At 63.0% G+C, this 23,260-nt stretch carries 14 protein-coding genes; 4 read left to right on the plus strand and 10 right to left on the minus strand.

What is annotated here, in order from left to right:
- Nucleotides 1-338 precede the first annotated feature (338 nt).
- Complete coding sequence (locus QFZ54_RS15355) at nucleotides 339-4,583, plus strand: trifunctional serine/threonine-protein kinase/ATP-binding protein/sensor histidine kinase (RefSeq protein ID WP_307088502.1); 4,245 nt, start codon at nucleotides 339-341, stop codon at nucleotides 4,581-4,583.
- A 509-nt stretch (nucleotides 4,584-5,092) separates the two neighbouring features.
- Nucleotides 5,093-8,017 (plus strand): TonB-dependent receptor, encoded by a 2,925-nt coding sequence (locus tag QFZ54_RS15360; protein ID WP_307088504.1) that lies wholly within the window; start codon nucleotides 5,093-5,095, stop codon nucleotides 8,015-8,017.
- Between the two features lie 394 nt (nucleotides 8,018-8,411).
- On the opposite strand, the gene QFZ54_RS15365 is transcribed toward QFZ54_RS15360, so the two are convergent.
- The 10 genes from QFZ54_RS15365 to QFZ54_RS15410 form a co-directional block, all read right to left on the minus strand.
- On the minus strand, nucleotides 8,412-9,032 hold the full coding sequence (locus tag QFZ54_RS15365) for a DedA family protein (protein WP_307088505.1): 621 nt from the start codon (nucleotides 9,030-9,032) through the stop codon (nucleotides 8,412-8,414).
- 67 nt (nucleotides 9,033-9,099) lie between these two features.
- On the minus strand, nucleotides 9,100-9,438 hold the full coding sequence (locus tag QFZ54_RS15370; protein ID WP_307088507.1) for a DUF1993 family protein: 339 nt from the start codon (nucleotides 9,436-9,438) through the stop codon (nucleotides 9,100-9,102).
- A 139-nt stretch (nucleotides 9,439-9,577) separates the two neighbouring features.
- Entirely contained in the window at nucleotides 9,578-11,233 is a 1,656-nt protein-coding gene (locus QFZ54_RS15375; protein WP_307088509.1) for an FAD-dependent oxidoreductase, read from the minus strand.
- 187 nt (nucleotides 11,234-11,420) lie between these two features.
- Nucleotides 11,421-13,094 carry an acetolactate synthase AlsS gene (alsS, locus tag QFZ54_RS15380; RefSeq protein WP_307088511.1) on the minus strand — a complete coding sequence of 558 codons (1,674 nt, stop codon included), beginning with the start codon at nucleotides 13,092-13,094 and terminating at the stop codon, nucleotides 11,421-11,423.
- Between the two features lie 36 nt (nucleotides 13,095-13,130).
- A complete protein-coding gene (budA, locus tag QFZ54_RS15385) occupies nucleotides 13,131-13,910 on the minus strand; it encodes an acetolactate decarboxylase (protein ID WP_307088513.1) in 780 nt (259 codons plus the stop codon).
- A gap of 14 nt (nucleotides 13,911-13,924) precedes the next feature.
- Nucleotides 13,925-14,554: an isochorismatase family protein gene (locus tag QFZ54_RS15390; protein ID WP_307088515.1), complete on the minus strand. Its 630-nt coding sequence runs from the start codon at nucleotides 14,552-14,554 to the stop codon at nucleotides 13,925-13,927.
- A 154-nt stretch (nucleotides 14,555-14,708) separates the two neighbouring features.
- Nucleotides 14,709-15,515 carry a sensor histidine kinase gene (locus QFZ54_RS15395; RefSeq protein WP_307088517.1) on the minus strand — a complete coding sequence of 269 codons (807 nt, stop codon included), beginning with the start codon at nucleotides 15,513-15,515 and terminating at the stop codon, nucleotides 14,709-14,711.
- Nucleotides 15,516-15,556: 41 nt separating this feature from the next.
- Entirely contained in the window at nucleotides 15,557-16,057 is a 501-nt protein-coding gene (locus QFZ54_RS15400; protein WP_307088518.1) for a helix-turn-helix domain-containing protein, read from the minus strand.
- Between the two features lie 562 nt (nucleotides 16,058-16,619).
- Nucleotides 16,620-17,633, minus strand: coding sequence for a cytochrome d ubiquinol oxidase subunit II (locus QFZ54_RS15405; RefSeq protein WP_307088520.1), 1,014 nt, complete (start codon nucleotides 17,631-17,633; stop codon nucleotides 16,620-16,622).
- Nucleotides 17,630-19,018 (minus strand): cytochrome ubiquinol oxidase subunit I, encoded by a 1,389-nt coding sequence (locus QFZ54_RS15410; protein ID WP_307088522.1) that lies wholly within the window; start codon nucleotides 19,016-19,018, stop codon nucleotides 17,630-17,632. Before QFZ54_RS15410 ends, QFZ54_RS15405 begins: the two co-directional genes overlap by 4 nt.
- Before the next feature lie 785 nt (nucleotides 19,019-19,803).
- Between QFZ54_RS15410 and katG the strand changes: the two genes are divergently transcribed.
- Nucleotides 19,804-22,014, plus strand: coding sequence for a catalase/peroxidase HPI (gene katG / locus QFZ54_RS15415; RefSeq protein WP_307088524.1), 2,211 nt, complete (start codon nucleotides 19,804-19,806; stop codon nucleotides 22,012-22,014).
- Nucleotides 22,011-23,249, plus strand: a complete 1,239-nt coding sequence (locus QFZ54_RS15420) for a carbohydrate porin (protein WP_307088525.1) — start codon at nucleotides 22,011-22,013, stop codon at nucleotides 23,247-23,249. Before katG ends, QFZ54_RS15420 begins: the two co-directional genes overlap by 4 nt.
- The last annotated feature ends 11 nt before the right edge of the window (nucleotides 23,250-23,260 follow it).

The following is a 23,260-nucleotide window of genomic DNA, read 5'->3' on the forward strand; positions in this document are numbered from 1 at the left end:
AGGGCCGATACACGGCTGATCCCTCAGTAATACCGGTGATGGGCGTCGACTGTTCATGCCAAAGGCGAACCATGTCGCAGCGACGTTTCGTTGGATCGGCAGGCATCGTTGCAGCCTGCTACCGGTCTATCCGATCAGGACGCCGATCTGATGTCGTTCCTAGCTCATTCGCTGGCGGCTTCCGGTCTGCCTGAGTTGTCAAAACCATCCCGACGGCTGGCCGACAGTGAGCGAATGGTCAACGGAGTCGTGCCACTTCGGCCCCCCATTTGGGGGTGGAGGCCGGTCTTCCTGATCCGTAGTGCTGTACCCGGCTTAACCAAGGCGAGAGTGTAGCGATGAGTGTAGCGCCTGCGGATAAACCTGGTCCGGACGGACGATCGCAAACCTCCGTCCCAGCGACAGGGCGCCTATTCGGACGAACTGTCGAGGTCGCCTCGATCACCCAGAGCTATGCGCGCGTAAAATCGACGGGCCGATCGGAAATCGTACTGATCTCGGGTCCTCCCGGCATCGGTAAGTCGGCTCTGGTACATCGCTTCCGCTTTCTGCTCGGCAGCGACGGGCATCGCTTTGGAGCGGGAAAGAGCGATCTGCTCCAGCGGAACGTGGCGTTTGCTCCGTTGATGCAGCTGCTGCGGCCGTTGATCGATAGCGCGCTTGGGGAAAGCGACGCTGAGCTGGACAGGCTGCGTAACCAGATGCGGCAGATGATCGGACGAGAGGCGTGGTCGGTCGTAGACCTTGTTCCGGAAGCCCAGGCGCTGCTCGGACGAGGCGCCATATTGCCGGAGCTACCGCCTACCCTCGCGCAGGCTCGAATTCGTCGAGGCGTGGTGGCGCTGCTGGGAGCGTTGGCGACGCCTACTTCACCGCTCATACTCTTTCTCGACGACCTCCAATGGGCGGACCCATCCACTCTGGCGCTGCTTGTAGCGTTGGCAGAGGAACCCCCACGCCACGTGCTTCTGATCATCGCGCTTCGGGACAGCGAATCCGCATCTCTCGCCGAGCCCGGCGGCTTGCTCGAGCAGATCCGAACCGGCGACATGACGGTCTCCGATCTTTCGTTGCGCGCTCTCAACGTCGAAGACACCGAGGCGTTGCTGAGCGCGGCTTTCGGAGAGGTCAACGACGCCGCGGGCCTGGCCCAGGCCGTTCATGATCAAACGGACGGCAATCCCTTCTTCGTGCAACAGGTTCTACAAACGCTGCGAGAGGAGCGAACCTCGAACAATGGCTTGGATGAAAGCCGATGGGACTGGAGCCGCGGACGGTTTGCTCGACGTCGCGAGGTCGGTGACGTTCTCGACTTCATGGCCATACGGATCGGCCGCCTCGAACAAGGTGAAATCGATCTTCTCGGCGCGCTTGCGCTGCTCGACGGGCGGAGTGAGGTACCCCTCCTCGCGACGATCACGGGAATGGATGTCTCATCCGCCCGCGAACGGATGGAGAGCCTGATCAAGGCCGGGTTCGTCGTCGAGGTCGGTGGAGGATACGCCTTCGCACACGATCATATCCATGCAACGGCTCTGTCTCTTACGCCTTATGAGGAACGTGCGGCAAAGCACGCCTGGATCGCGACGCTTTTGTTGAAAAGCGACTGTACATCATCGCCCGAGCAGGCCTTTGAAGTCGCAGGTCACATAGTTCAGGCGATCGGCAAGCAACCCACCGATTGTTCAATCGATGTCGGATGGTTGTCGAGCGAAGACCGAAAAGCCTTTGCGATGCTCCTGCACGCTGCCGTCGCGTTTGCGGAAAAGGCAGCCGCTGTGGATCAGGTCGTGGAATACGTGAACTCCGCACTAAGCCTCGCGTCGAGCGACTGGTGGGAGGCGTGCTATCCTCTCATGTTCTCTCTGCATTTCGCGCGCTGCGAGCAGATGCTGCTTCGTGGACAGATCGACGTCGCTGACCGCGAAATAGACATGCTGATAGAACGCGCATCGAACGAATATGATCGGGCGGGCTGCTATCGCTTGCGCGCCGGCCTTCGCACCGTCCAGTCGGACTACAACGGGGCAATCGACGCCGCGTTGGAAGGCTTGGCGCTTCTGGGGCATCCTCTATCCCGCTATCCTTCGTTGGATCAGTGCCGCGAGGCTTGCGAACGTGTGCAGTCGCTCATGGGAAATCGGCCGACCGCCGACATTCTGAAGCTACGCCTCGCGGAGGATCCAACCACCGGTCTGATAACGTCGCTTCTGTCCGGACTGTTCGCCGCGATCTTCTCGGACGATGGGCTGCGGATTCTGCATGCAGCCGCCATCATCGAGCTAACGCTGAAGGACGGGGTTACCGCCGATTCAGCCCACGGGCTGGCTTGGTTCGGCGTCTTCATCGCAGACATGTACGACCGGTACGAGGATGGCTTCGCCTTTGCCCAAGCGGCGCTTGCGCTGGTCGATCTGCATGGTTTCGAAGGTCAGCGTACGGCCGTGCTCATCGCGGTCGACCAGTTGAGCCCGTGGACCCAACCTCTCGACTACGCTTTGGCCACGGCGCGGGACGCGATCGCTGCCGGCAGCGCTGCGGGCGATCTGGGCATGACCTGCTACGCTAGAAACCATCTGGTGTCGGATCTCATTCTCAGCGGGGAACGCCTTGCTGTCGTAGAGGATGAGGCGGACCGCGGTCTGGCACTCACCCGCCGGATCGACTTCCGCGACATCGAGATACTTATCGCCGCGCAGCGGTCGTTCGTGCGTCGACTTTCGGTCGGCGAGGTCGCTGAGCGATACGAAGAACTCGGCGAAATCACGTCCGCCTCGACGCGATTCTGGGTCCGGCTGTATGACGGGATCGCTGCATACATGTTCGAGGACACTCCGCGCGCCGCGGCGGTCTTCGGCGAGGCAGCTCAGCTCACATGGGCTGTCCCCGCCAACATCGATTTGGCGTACTTCGAGTTGTTCGCGGCGTTGAACGCCGCACGGTTCCACCCGGCCGAAGACGCCTTGGCCGCAATGAGACCGCATCGTGCTCGGCTTGCCGGTTGGGCAGCCCGCAACCCCGCGACGTTCGCGAACAAGCTTTCGCTCGTCGATGCGGAGATCGCGCGTCTTCGAGGTGATGAACTCAGCGCCATGCGGACATTCGATCGAGCTGTCGATCAATCCTCCGCGTTCGTCCATGAGCGTGCGCTCGCGCGCGAATTGGCAGGCCGCCATGCAGCGGACCTCGAACTCGACGGGGCGGCAGCAAGCTATCTGGCGGACGCTTGCGCCGACTATCGCACTTGGGGAGCATTCGAAAAGGCACAGTGGGTCGAACGCCGTCATCCTGGTCTGGCAGCTCGTCGTCGGGATCGTACTGACGAGCCTGACGTATTCGTGCCAGCGGCCCTGGTGGCGATCGCGCGCGACTTCTCCCAGGAGTTGCGCTTCGTGCCGCTGGTCGAAAAGCTGATACGCTCGACTGCCAAGCAGGCCTCGGCGGACAGCGCGATGCTCATTCTGCTTCGCGATGGCGATCCCGTGGTCGCGGCCTCAGGGTACCTCGAAGGCGACGAGATGAGTGTCGTCGTCGATACCACGATCCCCACTGCAGACAGGTTGCCTTCGGCCGTCCTAAAGGAGGCTCTTGAAGCTCGGACGGTCTGCCTCCTGCAGGACAGCGCCGGCTTTCAGGAGCCGGTTCGGGAAAAGGCGGTGCATGCAACCCTCTGTCTGCCCTTGGTGAAAGGGGACTTGCGGATCGGTGCGATCCTGCTGTTCCGGCGTGCAGGGGGGCAAGGCTTCGGCGGGTGTGACATCGACGGTCTCGAACTCCTTGCCGCCCAAGCCGCAATCTCTTTGGAGTCTGCGCGAACCTACACCGACGTCGCCAATTCCCTGAAGTATCATTCCGACGCGGCCGCGTCGCTCCGGGTCGCCCGGTCCGAACTCGCGCGGACGTCCCATCTTTCCGTCATGGGCGGGCTCGCGGCTTCGATCGCGCACGAGATCAATCAACCTCTGGCGAGCGTCCTCGCCCTCAGCGACGCTGCTCGTCGCTGGCTGCGCCGCAAGGAGCCCGACCTGACGGAAACGCTTGCATGCGTCGATGGCATTCACGGCGCGGGCGTCAGAGCCTCTGAAATCGTTCGCTCGCTTCGTTCACTCGCGAAACAGGAAAGCCCCGCGCTACTTCCCGTCTCGCTGAATGCCGTCGTCCGGCACGGGATCGAGCTGATCGGGCCGGAGATGGATGCGCACCAAATCCAGCTGGCATGCCGGTTCGATGCTGGTGAGGACGTGACGGTACCTGGCGACCGTGTTCAGCTGCAGCAGGTCCTGCATAATCTCCTCACCAATGCGATTGACGCCGTAGAGAATCGTTCCGCCACCAGTCGGCACGTCGCTGTTTCCACATTCGACAGTGGCACTGCCATAGCTGTTCGCGTCGAGGACAACGGTTGCGGCATACCTCCGGAGAAGTTGAAGGAGATACTGACGCCCCTGTTCACCACCAAGACGAAGGGAATGGGCATGGGGCTGGCAATCTGCAATTCCATCATCGAGGCGCACGGCGGCACGTTGACCGCGACGCATGTCGAGACCGGCGGAACCGTCTTCGAGTTCGCGATACCGCGGTGACCGGTCTACGTCCTGGAATCGGCAAAGCGGATCAGACGAGTTGTCCTGAGGAGCGGTTAGTCGTTGCGGCGAGCAGTGACGATTCCCGGAACGGCGATACAGACGGGTTGAGGCTCACAACGCGCGAGACGGATCGACGCGGCGGGGGCTCGGTCGTCGAGACAGAAATCACGGTCGATGCGACGTACTCACAATGATGATCCGTCCGCTCGCCCAGGTCGAACGGGGGCTGTCTAGGTACCGTCCCGCGATCGATCCACTAACGGGATTCGAACTTTGGTGAACTCACCTAATCCTTCTATGCGACGGAACCCTGCGTCTGGCGACAGATCAGTATACGGTCGTTCGCGCTTTGCCTCGGCTAAGAAGAGAAAGTGAGACGTCTCGAGCTGACTGGACCCATCGGTATCTGCCTCGCAATGGCGATACCGGTGGCAGCTAGCGCATCGCCAGAGCGGTCGCAGCGCATAAGTCTGCCAGCGCAGCCGCTGCGGATTACGTTGCTTGACTTGGCGCGACGCTTCCGTGTTGATCTGGCTTTCTCAAACATGATGATCGGCACGGTACGTGCGCCAGCAGTCTCCGGAACCTATCGCTTCGAACAGGCTATGGCAGCAGCACTTGCCGGCACCGGATTAACGATGCAACGGGTCGGCGTTGGCAGATATATCGTGACCGGCGAACGCAGCAAGGCGACTACGACGACGATCGATCCACCGATGCCGGAGATCGTCGTGATCGGGCGAAAGACGCAGAATGTGGACATCCGCCGTCGTGCCAGCGACATCCAGCCCTATCAGGTAATAACCCGCCGAGACGTACGGAACGCGCACGCCGCGACGATTGAAGAGCTGCTCAGCAAACGCATGTCGGCCGACCAGCGCGGCGTGTCGTTCTCTCAAGCGCCGGTCGGCGGCCAGGGTACTCCACAGTCGTCGATCAACCTGCGTGGTTTGGGCGGAGATCAGACGTTGGTTCTGCTCGATGGGCGCCGCCTGCCTCGACTGCCCTCGCTGCAAGTGCGATTCATCCAGTCCGACGTCAACGCGCTGTCCGTAGAATCGATTGAACGTGCCGAAGTCATTACCTCCACCGCTGGCGGAATCTACGGTCCTGGAGCGATTTCTGGTGTCGTCAATCTCGTGCTTCGGCGCGACTATCGCGGCATAGAGGTCACCGCTACACGCGGAATAACTCAGCGCGGCGATGCGCCCTATGGTCGGCTCGATGCACGGGTCGGCTTCACGCCGGATCACGGAGCGACGGACGTGATGCTGGCGTACAGTGCGTCAGTCAGCGCCGGGCTTAGTGTGGCGGAGCGCGATTACCGTGCTCGAGCGAGCGAACGGCTGTTCGCGCAACCGGCGGGGGCTTTTTTCGGCAGCGATCTACCGATATCGAACTCGATCAACGTGCTGGGCGCCGCACCCCTCGTGCTCAAACAGGATTACGGCGGAGCCGTGCTCGGTAGCCGACTGACCACATTGGCGCCAGGCGGCAGCCGAACCCCCACTGTCATCGGGGCCGAACTGCTGAACAACGCCGGTCGTCTCGATTACCTCCCGGCGAGCACGGTCGGCGGGGGGCGCCAGTCACTGACCGTTGCGCAGCGGACGACGGCAATTCTAGCCAATGTCCGGCATCGCTTTGGCGGAGTCCAGCTGTATGCCGATCTCGTCTATCTGCTCGATCGTGGTCAGGTTGCGTTGGGGGGCTTCTCGCCGACCCTTCGGCTCTCCGCGGATGATCCTCGAAACCCCTTCCTTCAGCCGATCGACGTGAGTTTCCCGGTTCCGGCATACGGCACTCATGGTGGTCAGCGCATCGCTACGGCTCGACAAAGCCTCGGTGCGATTATCGACCTGCCCGCAACGTGGACAGCCAATTTCGACCTGAGTTTCGGTAGCGCAAAACAGACATTGGCGACCAGCGGCCTCTCCTACAGCGCCACCGGCTACCTCATGCTGACCGGATCGTCAGCGCGGGGAACCGTTCAACTTGACCCGTTCGGCGATACCACGGCCTTCCAGGATGCATTAGGTCAACTGGCGGCGCCGGCGACGGGGATGTTCGAGCAGACCAACCTCTTCAGTGACGCTACGGCACGCTTCGCCGGCCCGGTGGTGACGCTACCCGGGGGAGCGCTCGTTGCCACGATGTTGCTCGAACAACGCCGTGAGCGCGTCGGCCCGAGTGTCGACCGTGCCGAACTTTTCAATCGTGTGTATCTTCAACCGCGTCGCGCCTTCGGCGAACGGGTCCGATCGGCTTACATCGAATTGCGTGCGCCCATCTTCTCCGAAGATGCGCGGTCGGGACCGTTGCGTGGGCTTGAACTCCAACTGGCGGCAAGACGCGATGATACGCGGGCGAGCATCGGTGATGATCCGTTCGATAACCCGACGATCGCGTATAGGCGCTTCACGGCTGCAAAGCATGGCGCAATGGTTTTCACCGCCGGGTTCAAGATCAAGCCGCTACAAGGTTTGACGATGCGGGCGAGCGTTGCCTCCGGGGAAAATGCCCCCCCGATCAGTGCGGTTGCCAACGCTATCGTGTTTGGCGTTGCTAACGACCCGAAACGGGGCAGCCAGCTGGTCGGAGCCGATGCGCCGTACGAATTCGTTGTATTTCGCGACGACATCCGTCCCGAACGTGCACAGAGCTTGTCCGCTGGGTTCATCCTGACGCCCTTTGGTACGCGAGGGCCTTCGTTGTCGTTCGATTACACCCGTATCCGGCGATCACGGGAGGTGAACGGCAGCAATATCGGCAATGCGTCGTTCTTCCTCACCAACGAAGCGCTTTTTCCCGATCGCGTTACGCGTCTACAGCTCTCACCCGATGATGCCGCCAAGGGATTTACCGGTGGCATCGTCACCAAGCTGGACGCGAGCTACCTGAGGATCGGCCATACCGAGCTCGATGCGGTCGATGTCAGTATGGCGCTCCCGATCCGAGCCGCGAAAGGTGATCTTTCTCTGATCGCCTCGGCGAGCTGGCAGCCCCGCTATAGAAGCTTCGTGCTGCCTCAATATCCGATCCTCAACTATGTAAACATGGCTCAGGGAATACTCGAATGGCGCGGCAACGTCGGTGCCACGTGGTCTAAAGGGCCGATCACCCTTGGGACGAGTGGGCAATATCATGGTTCGTACAGCGTGAGCCCCGTAAGCTTCGTTGCAAACGATACCGACAGCCGGCGGCAAGGTGCCAGAACGATCGGGGCCCAGTTCACCATGGATCTGTACACCGCGTACCGGATTGGCTTGACGCCGATGGCGCGGCGGCCGCGGACGCTCGATCTCCGCTTCGGCGTGCAGGATCTGCTGGATCGGCCACCGGCAACCGTTGTCGGGTCTCCGGCAGGGTACAGCTATTATTCGGACCCTCGCCGACGTCGCCTGGAACTCACAGCCGCGGTGAATTTGTGACGGTCGCCGCTCATTATCGGGCGCCTACGGCATGGCGAAGACGGTCGCGACCACGCTACGCGACGCCGGGTTCGCGACCGGCACAATCGTCGCGCGTAACGAGGCGAGGGGCGCGGACACGCACGGCTATTGTTTAATTTCGAGGGCCGAAGCGATGGGTACGCTCTTGCTGGTCAATGTACCGACGCTCGGCACGGCGGGACCGGATACTGACGCGCTTGCCTTCGCCGCACCGGTGATCGCCGGTGCGATGTCGCGTTTGGCGTCGTTGCGCTACCGGTCAAAACGCCATTTCCGGCCGCAGCGCGAGAGAATGGAAACTTGCTACGGGAGCCGAGCTCGCGACGTCGCAGGCGTCGGAACAGTTTGTGCTCTACACCGGCATCCGCCCCAATCAATCGAATTTGGATGCAGCAGCGGCCTTCGCGCGAGCTTCAACCGCACGGGCCCTACGCGCGAGCCGTACGCGCCCATACCGAACTCCACTAATCATCAGCGCCGCGACGACGACCAAGATCGCAACTTCAGCCAGCTTCTGCTTTGGGATAATGCCGTCCACCATCTCGATCAGTCCGTCCCCAAATACATAGCCAATCGCAGTGAAGCCAACGCCCCACACCAAGGCAGAGATCGCGTTGAGCACCATGAAGGTGCGAACAGGGACGTGCGAGGTGCCGATCGCGATGGGACTGATCGTGCGCAAGCCGTAGAGAAATCGAAAGCCAAGGATGAACACCGTCGGATGACGTTCGAGCGTATCAAGCGCCTTGGCGAAGGCGGGTTTCCCAGCGATCTGGCGGACGCGCTTGGTATCGCGGTACCGGCGGCCCGCGAAAAAGAAGAGTTGATCCGCGGCGAACGATCCCGTCACCGCCGCCGCCGCGCTACCCCATAACGGCAACAAATGCTGGTGCGCCAGCAGGCCACCCGTGACGACGCTGGTTTCCCCCTCAATCGCCGCGCCGAGAAAGATTGCGGCAAGACCGTATCTGACGATGAAGCTTTCGATCGACATCTGCCGTCCTTGCCGTACCGCACTGCGTTTAGCCAGCATGGCTATCGGACAATATAATCCATCTCGCCTATCGCTGCGCTACGCTAAGCATCCGCAACAGTGGATAGGCCGTTGTGATGTGGAAATTGGGCTGCACGACGGGCAGGACGTAGTTGCCGCTAGTTAAATCCTGGCCGCCACTGGACGTCGTAAAGGCGACCGTCGCGTCTTCCTTGCTGTGGATGGCGACGCGGGGAACGCTTTCGATGAACGTGGACGTGGCGATACGCTTTCGAAGCGCGGCGAAACTCGTCTCCTCGTCCGCCATTGGCGGACGCAGCGGGGCGTGAGGACCGCCCGTGCTTACTCGGCGCTTGCCGCTGGTCCACAGCGACATGGGAGTATGGGGGGCGGGCGTCTTCGTCATCAACTGACCTACTGCGCCGCTGCTACACTTGCGCCCCCACGGCCGGAGGAACGGCAAGCAAGCCGCTCGACGAGTGTTGGCCGTCCCTGGGTCGGTGCAAGCAGAATGGCTGGGAGATTCAGGATCATCGAAACGAATATCAGACGGCCAAGCTCTCCAAATAGGCGTGAACCGCCTGCACGACGACCGAACCTTCCCCCACGCCAGCAGCCACCCGCTTGACGGATCCCGCCCGTACGTCGCCGACGGCGTATATTCCCTGCCTGGCTGTCTGGTAGGGTGAGGCGAGCGGAGTGCCATCATCATCACGACCGGCGACGATGAAGCCGTTCTCGTCCAACTGAAGGCAGCCCCTCAGCCAATCGGTGTTCGGCTCCGCGCCGATCATGACGAAGAGGCTGCCCGACGCCACGCTCGTGACGTCGCCCGTCCGAACGTCGCGCCAGTAAATCGCTTCTAACGTTCGGTCGCCGGCGAGCTGCGTCACTTCGCTGTAGGGATGGACTGTGATCCGTGACGACGAAGCGATGCTGCGTATCAGGTAGTTCGACATCGTTGCCGCCAACCCCGCGCCGCGTACGAGAACGTGCACGTGGCTGACATGGCGGGACAGGAATACGGCGGCCTGCCCGGCGGAATTCCCGCCGCCGACGACCACCACTTCGTGACCTTCGCATAGCATCGCTTCCATGGCCGTTGCCGCGTACTGCACGCCGTGGCCTTCGAAGCGGTCGTAGCCCGGGACCGAGAGCTTCCTGTAACGGGCTCCCGAGGCGACGATGATCGCCGTCGCACGCAGGCTCTGGTTCCCTTCGAGTCCTATGCGGTAGGGGCGGACGTTGCAGTCGAGTGATGTCGCAGGCCTCGAGATTGCGATCCGAGCGCCGAACTTCTGCGCCTGCACCTGAGCCCGACCCGCCAGTGCCTGGCCGGATATCCCAGTCGGGAAGCCGAGATAGTTTTCGATCCTGGAACTCGTGCCGGCCTGGCCCCCCGGGGCCAGGCCCTCGATCACGACGGTCTTCAGACCCTCCGAAGCGGCGTAGGTCGCTGCGGCCAGACCCGCGGGGCCTGCACCGATTACCGCCACGTCCCAGATCTCATCGGGATCGAAACGTTCGGTCAGACCGATCGCATCGGCGAATTCGGGTGTGGACGGGTTACGCAGGACGAGTTCCGCCGTGACGATTGCCGGCAGGTCCCGCGGTTCCAGACCGAACTCGACGACTAGGTCCGATGCCGTAGGATCGGCACGTGTGTCGATCAGCCGTACTGGATAGCCGTTGCGTACTGCAAACCGTTCAAGTCGCACCGTGTCGGCGTCGTTCGCCGGGCCGATCAACGTGATGCCGGCCCGGTCGTGATGGATGAAGCCCATCCGCCGCAATATGAATGCGCGCATCACGACCTCGCCGATGTCGGGTTCCGCTGACATGAAGCCGGTGAAGTCCGCTGCCGCGATCCGGATGACTTCGACTTCGCCAAGCGCTCTCGCCGTGACGAGCAGCGCGCGGGCGCTGAGATGATCAAGTTCGCCGGTGAACTGGCCGCGTTCGTGCACCGTCAGCAGATGCTCGGCGCCGAGGTCGTCGGACGTGAACACGCCGACTCTACCCGACAGGACGACGAAGAAGTCTGCCCGGCGCTCGCCGCGCCTGTACAGGGTCGCCCCCTCGGTAAACGTCTGTTTGGGACCGTAAGGTGCGATCCGCAGGATCATCTCGGCATCCAGGACCGGATAGATCTGAGCGGTCCGCGAATAGGGATCGTCCGATGAGCGTCGCGGGTCGATCATGTCATGCTCCTTTTTTTTCGCGTCCGTTCTCGATCGACCAAGACGCCGCCGATCATCCTCCGCGTGATGTCCGATGTGACGGCGGCCTCACCGCCGGCGCGATCGACTGCCGGTTCCTCGCGCCCGGCTCGTTGACCGCATCCCTCTCGACCATACACGCGGTGACCCGGCGTTATGACGGGTCGACCTAAACCAGGCTGCCGTCGTAAACCATTTCGAAAAGCGCGGCGTTCTTCGAATAATCGACGTTCACGCCGATGAGTACGGGCCCGTCCGTTTCGAAGGCCTTGCGCAGGACGGGTGCGATGTCGTCCGCTCCCTTGACCTGGAAACCGGTCGCGCCGAACGCCTCGGCGTACTTGACGATGTTGACAGGTCCGAGGTCGGTCCCGGAATGCCGCCCGTATTTGAGCTCCTCCTGCGCTGCCACCATGTTGTAGCTTCCGTCGATCCAGACCATGTGGACAAGGTTGAGTTTCAGCCGGACTGCAGTCTCGAGCTCCATGCCCGAGAAGAGGAATCCGCCGTCGCCCGATACCGAAAGCACTTTCTCCGCCGGTCGCACGATGCAAGCGGCGATGCCCCATGGGAGCGCGACGCCCAGCGTCTGCTGACCGTTGGAGATCAGCACCTGTCGGGCCCGAAAACTGGTGAGGTAGCGTGACAGATACAGACTGAACGAGCCCATGTCGGAGCACAGTGTCACGTCCGGAGTGAGGACCTTCTGAAGTTCGGCGATGATCCGAAGAGGATGAACCGGGCTGCCGCCCTGCGCTGCCGCCTCCGTGATCAGCCTCGTCCGGTCTTCGGCGATATGCCTCAACAGACCGGAGCTCTGGACGGACAACCCCTTGCGTACGATGAGGCGGCTAAGACGTTCGATATTCGCTTCGATGCTACCAAGGATCTCTACCGACGGATTGTAATCGTTCTCGATCATGGCGGGAACGACGTCGATATGAACGATGGGGCGCTCGGAGCCGCTGTTCCAGATGGATGGCCAGTACTCCACCGCGTCGTATCCCACGGTGATCACGACGTCCGCGGATTCGAGCAGCTTGTCCGCGGGCTGGTTGGCGATCTGTCCCACGCGACCGCCGAACGCTTCGAACTCGCGCTCGGACAGGGCGCCTGCCGCCTGGAACGTACCGACCACCGGCAGGACGGTCTTCGCCAGAAGGGCCCGGATCGCCTGAGCGACTCTGGGTTTGCTGGCCATCAACCCGAGAAGCACGACCGGGTTCGTCGCGTCGTTTATGAGCCGGGCGGCTTCCGCCAGCGCGACGTCCGGACCTGCGCCCTGCTCGATGACGGAACGCAGGCGTATAGGCGAACAGGCGGCGGGGCCGTTCATGATGTCAATCGGCAAGCCAACGAACGCCGAGCCGGGACGCCCGCTCTCGGCCGCTCGAAACGCCGCGGACAGTATTTCCGCGGTTGCCGCAGGGGAATCGACTTCGGCAGCGAACTTGGTGACTGGCCGACATACGTCAACGGAGTCCAGCGACTGGTGGAGCAGTTTCAGTCGGTCGGCGACCGCGACCGATCCGCCGAGCGCGACCATCGGATCTCCCTCCGAGTGCGCGGTCGCCAGGCCGGTGACCAGGTTGGATACTCCGGGGCCCGAGGTGGCGATCGCAACACCGGCCTTCCCCGTCATCCTGCCGATGCCGCCTGCAATGAAGGCGGCGTTCTGCTCGTGCCGGCAGACGACGGTCTGGATCGACGAATCGACTAGCCGATCGAATACCCTGTCGATCTTCGCGCCCGGGACGCCGAAGACGTGGGTGGTCCCACGCTGTTCCAGGGTTTCTACTACGACGTCTGCACCGTTTCGCTGTTGCGGGGAGGCATTGGTCATCGGGGTATCCAATCGTTTGAGATGGGAGAGCGCCGGTCATCCTTCGGCGGCGGAGATCTTCGTGGAAAGATCCGGATCGTTCAGTGCGGCTTTTTCGAATGCCGCCGTGTGCGGCAGTTCGACATGGAGCGAGTACACGGGACAGAGCTCCGCCGTGGCGCTGTCGACCACGAAGTCGAGCACGTGGCCACCGGACGTCCGGTCGGCGTTGAGGAAATGCAGATGATAGCCCGGCACCCCCAGAGTGCCGGCATAGGCAGGGGTCCGAAATCCGGCGAGGGTTCCTTCGATGTTCTCGAAGACGGTCTCCTTCTCACCTTTCGCCGCATCCTGCAGCGGAGGATAGGGGCGGTGCTGATTCCGCACGGTACGGGTGACGACCCGTTTGAAAATGCCGTCGAGCCGAATCGCCGTGAAGATGTTCTGTTCGCTCTTCGCCGTCAGGGCCTCGACAACCTCGTTCTTGGCAGATCCCGCCAAGTGCAAGCTGAGCGCCGGCCTGAAGAAAGTGACTACGGCGAACGGTGTTCGCTGATCGTCGGTTACGATTCTTGCGCTACCGTCGGAGCGAAGCTGATAGAACACGCCGTCGAAGCCGATCATCTCTCCGTCGAGGGCGTTGAACGTGCCCAAACCGAAATCGCCATGCCGATGGAGTTCTCCGTAGGTCATGTCTCCATCGTAGACACCCTCAACCAGCGCAGACATCAAAGAGGTCTGGTATAGTACGCCGGCTGCTGGCGTGTTCGCGCGTCCCGACGCGATACTTGCCTGCGGCAGTATCGCGAGCACGCTGTCGAAAGGCTGATCCGTCATTCCGGTTCTCCTGCTCAGTCTTCAGCGAACTGTCGCAATCGCGTCGACGGCGCGAATGCAGTTGCGGTTTGAGGTGCCAGACCGGTCGGCGGAGTACCGTTCGCTCCGCCGCCATCGTGCCATTGGCGCTCGACTTCGAACCGAAGCAGGAGTTCCTTCGATGTCGTCATCGTCGCCCCGGCAGCGGACATTCGGCGCAGCGCCAAGTTCCGAGCGGTCGGGTCCAGGCCGTCGCATGCGTCGACGACGATCAGTACATCGTAGGTGTCCGCCAACGCGGACAGGATGGAATAGCTGATGAGCGCCTCGGAAAGACCACCTGCAAATATGAGGGCTCCGCGTCTGGTACGGAAAGCCTCCCGTCGAACACGCTCGTTCTCACAGCACCTTGTGGGGTACTCTTCGATCACCGAGAGGTCCGCAAGCTCGGAGGGGCGCCCCAGGTCCGCGTCGAAGTTCTCGCTCTCCGTCAGCAACGGTGACCGCACGACGGGGACGTTGAAATCTTCCGCCGCACGGGCGAGCGCCAACGCATTGGCATGAAAGGCCGGTTCACCGGCCATGCCTTCTTCGGGAGTTCTCCGAGGAGCATGATCCACGAGGACCAGTACGCAGTCGTTCACGTTGAACGAGGGGAGCATCATGGAACGGGTTTCCTTCTGGGATGAGCCTGTCGACGGACCGTTGGCGTGCCTGTTGTGTTCTTGCCGGAGCAACTGGGGTCATGATGGAAAGCCACCGATGCGGCCCAGGACGTCCCGTCCGCGGTCCGGTGTCAGGACCGTGGTGCTCACGCGATCAGGGGCGAAACCTTGGAAGAGTGACGGCGAACCGCGTTCCGACGCCTAACCGGCTTTCAAGGGATAGCTCGTGGTTCAGGGAGTCGCACAGCGAGCGCACGAGATAGAGGCCCAAGCCAAGTCCGTCGGTCTGGGCATCGAGCTGCTCGAACGGACGGAAGATCCTGTCGCGATCGGCTTCGGCGATGCCCTCACCGCTGTCGGCTACCTGGAGGCTGATCGATGAACCGATTCGTCGACAGCCTACGACCACCCGGCCCGACCGAGTGTACTTGAGGGCATTTCCCACGAGGTTGCCGAGGATCGTCTCCAATAGCCGAGGGTCGCTCCTTACGATCTCGGAGCAGTGAACGAATCGCAGGTCGAGGCCCCGGGCCGATGCCTCCATGCACCAGCCGCTCTCGACCTCGTTCAGGACCGCGGAGATCGCAAAGCATCGAACGCCAGACCGGCTTACTTCGTCGTCCTTTGCGCGGGACGCCATCGCGAGATCCGTCAAGCCGGTCGCCAAGCGTACGATCTGCGTTTCCGCCGCGCGCGCCCACATGCGATCATCCGGTCCGCTGGCGTGCGGCGCCAGTCGCTCGAGCGCGCGGCTGATGATCTGGAGAGGTTGCTTCAGATCATGGCCTGCGACCGCCATCAGGCGATTGCGATCAGCCGTCGCCGATCGCGACACCGCAAGGCGGTACCGGAGGTCGGCTATGCGCTGCGCATCGCTTGATGCCCCAGCGGGATAATCAGACGGAATGTTCATCTTCATGGCTGAGTAGGGCGCAGTATGGCCGAACGATTGCATGCTCATCTGGTGCCACCTTTGTTAAGCACAGTTAGGCGACGGGTGGCTTAAGCCGCCTGCCGCCAGGACCGGCGCCAAGCGAGCGGCGTTTCGGAAACGAACCGCCGGAACAACCGGGTGAGGTGAGCCTGGTCGGTCAGGCCGCACGCATCCGAGATCGTGCTCAGCGTATCGGTCGTGGTCATCATGAGCATCTGGGCATGCGCGATGCGCCTGCGCGTGATGTAGGTATGTGCGGTTTCGCCCATGCTCACCTTGAATGCGCGGCAGAAGTGACCGTTGCTCACTCGGGCGATCCTGGCGAGGTCGGCGATGGCGATCGTCGAATTCAAGTTTCGTTCGATATGATCGGCGATGATCCGGATCTGCCATGCCGCGAGCCCCCCGCGGACCGCCTGTGGCCTCGCCGCAGGCGTCGCGTGCAGATGCTGGGGCTCGACCTCCGCAGGGCGAAGCAGCCCTTCGAGCTGCCGCAGGCATTCCCGCGCCTCGTCGATGTCGTAGTCCAGAGCGGCCTGGGCGCCACGAATGAGCGTCGCCGCTGCCATGCCTTGCTGTTGCAGAACCGGATTTGCGAGCATGTCAGCTATCTCCGAATGTTGGCTGATCTAACCTGAAGCTGAAGGGGGATCCCCTTCGAAGCCACCGGTTGGGTACCACAGCGGATTTGGTTCCGACTTTCATACGGAGGTATGACTTTGTGCGTTTTCTGCGTGCTGAGGCCGCGCCGGATCCTGGAGAACGGTCAGCGCCGAAGGATCGCAGAGCGGCCTTGACGGATACCGGCCACGATGTTTGTCCAGCAGGCGAGATGGCGAGTGCCAAGGCATGACCGCCCGAAGGCCAGCTAGACGCTCGGGCGACAACGTGAGTATGCGGACAAGTCCCGCAGGCCTCACGCGAACTGCGCCCGTATGCGCGTTTCGCCGTTCGCTGGACTGCCGAGCGTCCACGGTCATTCTGGAGTGAGCAGACGCCCTCGCGGATCAGCTGGTCCGGCGGGGCCATGCGCGTGCGATGATCCGTCGGCCGCGGGGAGTCGCTATTCCCGCGGCCGAACGGCTTCGTTCATGGTCGAAACGATCTCGCCTCGCCGGTCGGCGGCCGTGCTCAATACCCCGTATTGGCTTTGCGTACGGTCTGGACCTTGCCGCGGAATATCCAGTAGCTGAACCCCACGTAGGACAGTACGACAGGCAGGATCAGCAGAACGGACCATGCGACGATGACTTGGGTCCGACGCATCGAGGCCGCCTGCCAGATAGTCATCACCCCAGGGATCGCGTCGGGCCAGATGCTCGCCGCTAGGCCTGCCAATGCCGTCAGGAGAAGGACTATCGCGGCAGCGAACGGGAGCCATTCCCGGCGGCTCCAAAGCGACAACCATGCGGTTGTCCAAGCGATGGCGGCCAGGATGGGAAGAGGCGCAAGATAGAAGGTGCCCGGCCAGGTGAACCAACGGGCAGCGACGGTCGGCAGGGACAACGGTGTCCACACGCTGACCACGGCGATCACGGCTCCGGTGGCAAGGAGCGCGGGGCGGGCGATCTCGCGGGCGAAGATCCTGACGTTGTCTTCCGTCCGCCAGATCAACCAGCATGCGCCGAGAAGCGCGTAGAAACTCAGAACGCCGAGCCCCGTCACGATCGAGAAGAGGTGAAGCCAGTCGAACGGACCGCCTGCATACCGACCGTCCACCGCCGTCACGTCGCCGCCGATGAACGAGCCCAGGATCGCCCCCTGGCAGAACCCGGCGAGCATCGACCCGCCCGAGAAGGCGATCGTCCAGCCGATCTCGAACGGTCCGCCTTGCGAGCGGAATTCAAATGCGACGCCTCGCAGTACGAGTCCGAACAGCATCAGTGCCAACGGGACGTAGAATGCGGGGAGAAGGATCGAGAAAGCCGCCGGAAAGCCTGCAAGCAGGACCATGCCGCCGAGTACGAGCCACGTCTCGTTGCCGTCCCACATCGGCGCCAGCGATCTCATCATGGTGTCGCGGGTGGATGTGGCCGGAGCGAAGGGGAAAAGGATCCCGACGCCCAGATCGAAGCCATCCAGTGTGACGTAGAGTCCGATCGCAACGGCTGCGAGCAGGGCGAAGATGACAGAATAGTCTATCATGGCTCATTCCTCGGCATGATGCTGGCCAGGTTGTGGGCGCCCACCGGCCGCACGACCGGTGGGATCGGCGCTAGGTCGCCAGGCCCGCGGAATACCATCCTGCCGGCGTACCAAAGGAACCCGAGCAGCAGTAGATTATAGAGGATCAGCGCTATGCCGAGCGAACTGGCTACTGCACCGCCAGCGATCGGCGACACCGCGTCAGCAGTGCGCATGTATCCGTAGACGACCCAAGGCTGGCGGCCGACTTCCGTGATCATCCAGCCCGCCAAGGTCGCGATGAAACCCAGCGGAACGCCTGCCATGCAGGCATATTGATACCACCTCGTGTCATAGAGGCGCCCGCGCCAGCGCAGTATCAGACCGGTCATGGCGAGCGCCAGCATAGCGACGCCGCAGCCGACCATGATTCGGAACGCGAAGAATACCGGCGGCACCGGCGGCCGGTCCGCCGCAGGGACGCTTTTCAGCCCCTTCACCTCGCCGTCGAGCGAATGCGTCAGGATGATGCTGCCCAAGACCGGAATCTCAAGCGCGTAATCGTTGCGCTCCTCCTTCTGGTTGGGCCAGGCGATGAGCGTCAGCGGCACGCGCTTCCCTGTCTCCCATCGGCCTTCGATCGCGGCCAGTTTCATGGGCTGATGCTGCCGCGTGTTGAGGCCGTGCTGGTCGCCGATCTCCATCTGCAAAGGCACCAGGATCGCCGCCAGGAGAAGCGAGGCCGAAAAGGCAGCGCGTGCCGCACCCTGATCGGCTGGACGGCCGCGGCGCAGCCAGAAGGCGGCCACGCCGGCGATGACGAAGGATCCGGTGACGAAGCTCGCCGTCACCATGTGGGCGAAGCGGTAAGGCATCGATGGATTGAAGACCACGCCCCAGAAGTCGGTCGCCACGAACCGTCCGTCGCTCGCGGCCGTGAACGCCGTCGGCGTCTGCATCCAGCTGTTGGCCGAGATGATCCAGAACGCGGATATGACGGTCCCCGTGGCGACGATCACGCATGCCGCGAAATGGATTTTGTCCCCGACCTTGTCCCTGCCGAACAACATGATGCCGATGAAGCCCGCTTCGAGGAAGAAGGCGGTGAGAACCTCGAGCACGAACAACGGTCCGATGACGTCTGCCGTGGCCCGCGCATATGCGGACCAGTTGAGCCCGAGCTGGTACGAGATCACGACGCCGGTCACGACGCCCATGCCGAATGCGAGTGAAAAGACCCTGATCCAGAACAGCTGAAGCTGTTTCCAGACAGGATTTCTCGTGCGCAGCCACGCCGCACCTAGAAACACGATGAACCATGCCAGCCCGATCGTGAAGGCTGGCCACAATATGTGATAGCCCATCGTGAACGCGAACTGCAGCCGGGATAGGATCAAAGTGTCCATTGTCTTGCTCCGCCACTTTGATCGCCCGTTGAGCGCGGGAACGACATGATGTTCTCCAGATTCACGCGGTTGCGTTTCTGTTTCATCTTCAAGGGTCTGGACGAATTTTAAGATCAGGTATTGGATTTGCCTGCGTTAATTGGACGATCTGTACCCAACTGTTATGGGACCATCGCTTTCCGTCGAAAATCGAGGCGTATGATCACTCGGAGGCTTCGCAAGGCTGGTGGAAGATGCGGAGCAATCCGTGCGCGCGGTCTGAACCGGATGTCCGCCGTGTGCTTCCGAGCGTCCGTCGTCCTGTGGCACAGACTCGAACCGTTACGGCGACCTAGTGACGGTGAACGGTTCGCGGCTCAAGGCGGTGACATCCGCGCGTAACTTCAGCTGCGAGAAGCTGGCGACATATCCCGCTTCTGCAGATGCACGATTGCAGCGCTAACCGGCCGGTTGGACGAGATCGATCGCGACGAGGACGCGTCGGCACCGACCGCGCCGATACGCTGGCGACGAAGATCGCCAGGCTGCACGAGCAGCGTAAGGCCACCGCCGCGATGCTGGCTGTCTATCGACCACCGCCTGGATCTCCGCACCGGACCAGCGGCGTCGTATGAACGTAGGCGATCGCTCGGGCGCTACGAGTTGGCGCGGCCTGGACCCGAAAGAGGGTTGAGGCGGCAGTTACGCTGGCCGCCAGCTGACAGCTCGTCTGACACCATCGTATGATTTCTCCGCGGATGCGGTCCAGCTAACTTCCCTGTCAGATCCAATCCCAAGGAATGCTCATGGCTGCGCAAAGCAAATGCCCGATGAATGACGGACGGGTCGTCGGCAACGCCGTGCTGTTCGACATGACCGACCGGCTCTGGTGGCCGAACCGCCTCGATCTATCGGTACTGAGTCAGAACGCGCCGCAGCCGGACCCGCTAGGTGCCGCCTTCGACTATGCGGCCGAGTTCGCGACGCTCGATCTGGACGAGGTGAAGCGTGACATCGTCGCGCTGATGACCGACTCGCAGAGCTGGTGGCCGGCGGACTACGGCCACTACGGACCATTGTTCATCCGAATGTCGTGGCATGGCGCCGGCACCTATCGCACCGGTGACGGCCGCGGCGGCGCGGGACAGGGGGCGCAACGCTTCGCCCCGCTCAACAGCTGGCCCGACAACGCCAATCTCGACAAGGCGCGGCTGCTGGTGTGGCCCATCAAGCGGAAGTACGGCCGCAAGCTCAGCTGGGCCGACCTGCTGGTGCTAACCGGCACCTGCGCGATCGAGGCGATGGGGCTGAAGACCGTCGGCTTCGGCGGTGGCCGCGTCGACATCTGGGAGCCTCAGAACGACACCTTCTGGGGCCCGGAACGGGTCTGGCTGGGTAGCGACGAGCGCTACAGCGGCGATCGTCATCTCGAAGAGCCGCTCGCGTCGAGCCAGATGGGACTCATCTACGTCAATCCCGAAGGACCGAACGGCGTGCCTGATCCCGTCGCCGCGATCCGCGACGTGCGCGAGACGTTCACCCGCATGGCGATGGACGATGCCGAGACCGTCGCCTTGATCGCGGGCGGGCACACGTTCGGCAAGAACCACGGCGCTGCGCCGCCCAAGGACTACGTCGGGCCCGAACCGGAAGGCGCGCCGATCGAGCAGCAGGGCTTGGGGTGGAAGAACGCGTTCGGCACAGGCAACGGCGCGGCGACGATCACGGGCGGGCTTGAAGGGGCATGGACCAGCGATCCGATCCGTTGGGACAATGGCTATTTCAGCAACCTGTTCGGCTATCAGTGGGAACGCACCACCAGCCCCGCGGGCGCCCATCAATGGACGCCGATCAACCCGGAGGCGCAGGGTACGGTGCCCGACGCGCACGATCCGACGAAACGCCATGCGCCGATCATGCAGACCACGGACATCGCGCTGCTCCACGATCCATCCTATGCCAAGATCGCGCGGCGATATTACGAGAACCCTGGCGAGTTCGCGAAGGCGTTCGCCGAGGCGTGGTACAAGCTCACGCACCGCGACATGGGGCCGCACACGCGCCTGCGCGGCCCCGACGTCCCCCCCGAGCCGCGACTGTGGCAGGATCCGGTTCCGGTCCGCGATCATCCGGTGATCGACCGGGCACAGATCGCCGCGCTCAAGACGCAGATCCTCGAATCCGGGCTATCCACCGCCCGGCTGATCGCCACGGCCTGGGCGTCGGCCTCGACCTATCGCAATTCTGACAAGCGCGGTGGCGCGAACGGCGCGCGCATTCGGCTCGCGCCGCAAAAGGACTGGGCGGTCAACGAACCGGAGCATCTCGCCGTCGCGTTGGGCAAGCTCGAAGCCATCCAGCAGGCGTTCAATGCCACCGCGCGCGGCGACACGCGGGTTTCGCTCGCCGACCTGATCGTGCTCGGCGGAGGCGCGGCGATCGAGGAGGCCGCGCGAAAGGCCGGCCATGCCGTCATGGTGCCGTTCACGCCCGGGCGAACCGACACCACGCAGGAGCAGACCGATGTCCAATCCTTCTCCTACCTGGAACCGAAGGTAGACGGGTTCCGCAACTTCGTCGGCTCAAGCGCGCCTTGGTCGGCGGAGGAGATGCTCGTGGACCGTGCCGATCTTCTGAAGCTTACCGTGGCGGAAATGACCGTGCTGGTCGGGGGCTTGCGCGTGCTGGGCGTCAACGTCGGCGGGTCGCCGCACGGTGTGTTCACCGACCGGCCGGGGCTGTTGACCAACGACTTCTTCGTCAATTTGCTGGCGTCGAGCTTGGACATGACCTGGGTCCCTTCCGCGGATGAGAAGGACATGTTCATCGCGCGCGATCGCGCTACCGGCGCCGTGCGGTGGAGCAGTACGCGCGTCGACCTGATCTTCGGGTCGAACGCGCAGCTGCGCGCGATTTCGGAGGCCTATGCCACCGACGATGCAGAGGCGGTGTTCGTCGACGCGTTCGTGGCGGCGTGGAGCAAAGTGATGAACCTCGATCGGTTCGACTTGGAATGAACCACGCGGCGCGGCGTGGCGCGGTCCTGATCGCGCTCGGCTTTGCCACGTCAGGACCCGCCGCCGCGCAGGGCGCACCGCCCGTCGCCGCGCAGGGTCCACCGCCCGTTGCCGCACAGAGCCGGCTGGAGAATGGGCCGGCTCCGTCCGCGCGAGCCGTGACGTTGGCAATCACCTACAACAGCGACGCCAATGCCGATGTCTTCGGGGGCAGGCGGAAGGGGACGGCGTACCTGCAGCGCGTCGGCATCATCGGCGATGCCGATCTGGCGCGTGCGGTCGGCTGGCGCGGAGCGACCGCCCATGTCAGCATCCAATCCATAGTCGGCAAAGGGCTGTCGGCAAGCCGTGTCGGCAATCTGTTGACCGTCAGCGGGATCGAGGCGCCGCCGGCGCTGCGGCTGTTTAATCTGTGGTTCGAACAGAAGCTGGGCAGCGCGTCACTGCGGGCCGGCCAGTTTACGGCAGGGCAGGAGTTTGCGATCAGCCCGACCGCGAGTCTCTTCGTCAACTCGACGTTCGGCTGGCCCGGCAGTTTCGCGATCGATCTGCCCGGTGGCGGTCCGGCATATCCCATCGCAGTGCCGGGGCTGCGACTTGCCGCCACCGCGGATTCCGGCCGTACGACGGCTCGCGCCGCGCTCTTCACAGGCAATCCGCCGGGCCGCGATGTCCATGGTCTAGCCGGCTGGCGGTTAGAACGGCCGCCACTCGCGATCGCGGAGATCGTTCGCGCCGGTGTCGGAGATGATCCCGCCTGGACGGTCACAATAGGCGGCTGGGTCAGCTTCGATCGGTACGCGGACCTGCGCACGCCCGCAAATGCGACCATGCACGGCGACCGTGCCGTCTATGCAATCGTCGACGGCCGGTTGTGGCAACGCGGCGGGCGCAGCCTGCACGCCTTCGCACGCGTGACGGCGTCGCCCGCTGACAGGAATCTGATACGCCGCTACGCAGACGCGGGCGTCACGCTCGCCGGCGCAATCGCATCCCGACCGAGCGACGTCATCGGGCTAGCCGCTGCGGCCGCGTTCATCACGCCTATCGGCGGTCGCTCTCCGCCCCCGGAAAAGGCGATAGAACTGAGCTATCAGGCACATCTCGGCGCGAACTTCTACCTGCAACCGAACGTCCAGGCGATCATCGACGTCTACGATCCGGATCGCCCTGCACCGTCGACCCCAAACCGTAGCGCGCTGGTGGGGGGCGTCCGAACATCCCTTCGCTTCTAATCGAAGCGGAT

It is taken from the genome of Sphingomonas faeni (genome assembly GCF_030817315.1).
Classification (GTDB): domain Bacteria; phylum Pseudomonadota; class Alphaproteobacteria; order Sphingomonadales; family Sphingomonadaceae; genus Sphingomonas; species Sphingomonas faeni_C.

Excerpts from the sequence above, each read along its gene's own strand:
- QFZ54_RS15405 (WP_307088520.1), bottom strand. The coding sequence starts at position 17,633 with ATGATAGACTATTCTGTCATCTTCGCCCTGCTCGCAGCCGTTGCGATC.
- QFZ54_RS15375 (WP_307088509.1), bottom strand. The coding sequence starts at position 11,233 with ATGATCGACCCGCGACGCTCATCGGACGATCCCTATTCGCGGACCGCT.
- QFZ54_RS15420 (WP_307088525.1), top strand. The coding sequence starts at position 22,011 with ATGAACCACGCGGCGCGGCGTGGCGCGGTCCTGATCGCGCTCGGCTTT.
- QFZ54_RS15370 (WP_307088507.1), bottom strand. The coding sequence starts at position 9,438 with ATGACGAAGACGCCCGCCCCCCATACTCCCATGTCGCTGTGGACCAGC.
- QFZ54_RS15390 (WP_307088515.1), bottom strand. The coding sequence starts at position 14,554 with ATGATGCTCCCCTCGTTCAACGTGAACGACTGCGTACTGGTCCTCGTG.
- QFZ54_RS15400 (WP_307088518.1), bottom strand. The coding sequence starts at position 16,057 with ATGGCAGCGGCGACGCTCATTCGTGGCGCCCAGGCCGCTCTGGACTAC.
- QFZ54_RS15365 (WP_307088505.1), bottom strand. The coding sequence starts at position 9,032 with ATGTCGATCGAAAGCTTCATCGTCAGATACGGTCTTGCCGCAATCTTT.
- QFZ54_RS15395 (WP_307088517.1), bottom strand. The coding sequence starts at position 15,515 with ATGAGCATGCAATCGTTCGGCCATACTGCGCCCTACTCAGCCATGAAG.
- QFZ54_RS15355 (WP_307088502.1), top strand. The coding sequence starts at position 339 with ATGAGTGTAGCGCCTGCGGATAAACCTGGTCCGGACGGACGATCGCAA.
- katG (WP_307088524.1), top strand. The coding sequence starts at position 19,804 with ATGGCTGCGCAAAGCAAATGCCCGATGAATGACGGACGGGTCGTCGGC.
- alsS (WP_307088511.1), bottom strand. The coding sequence starts at position 13,094 with ATGACCAATGCCTCCCCGCAACAGCGAAACGGTGCAGACGTCGTAGTA.
- budA (WP_307088513.1), bottom strand. The coding sequence starts at position 13,910 with ATGACGGATCAGCCTTTCGACAGCGTGCTCGCGATACTGCCGCAGGCA.
- QFZ54_RS15410 (WP_307088522.1), bottom strand. The coding sequence starts at position 19,018 with ATGGACACTTTGATCCTATCCCGGCTGCAGTTCGCGTTCACGATGGGC.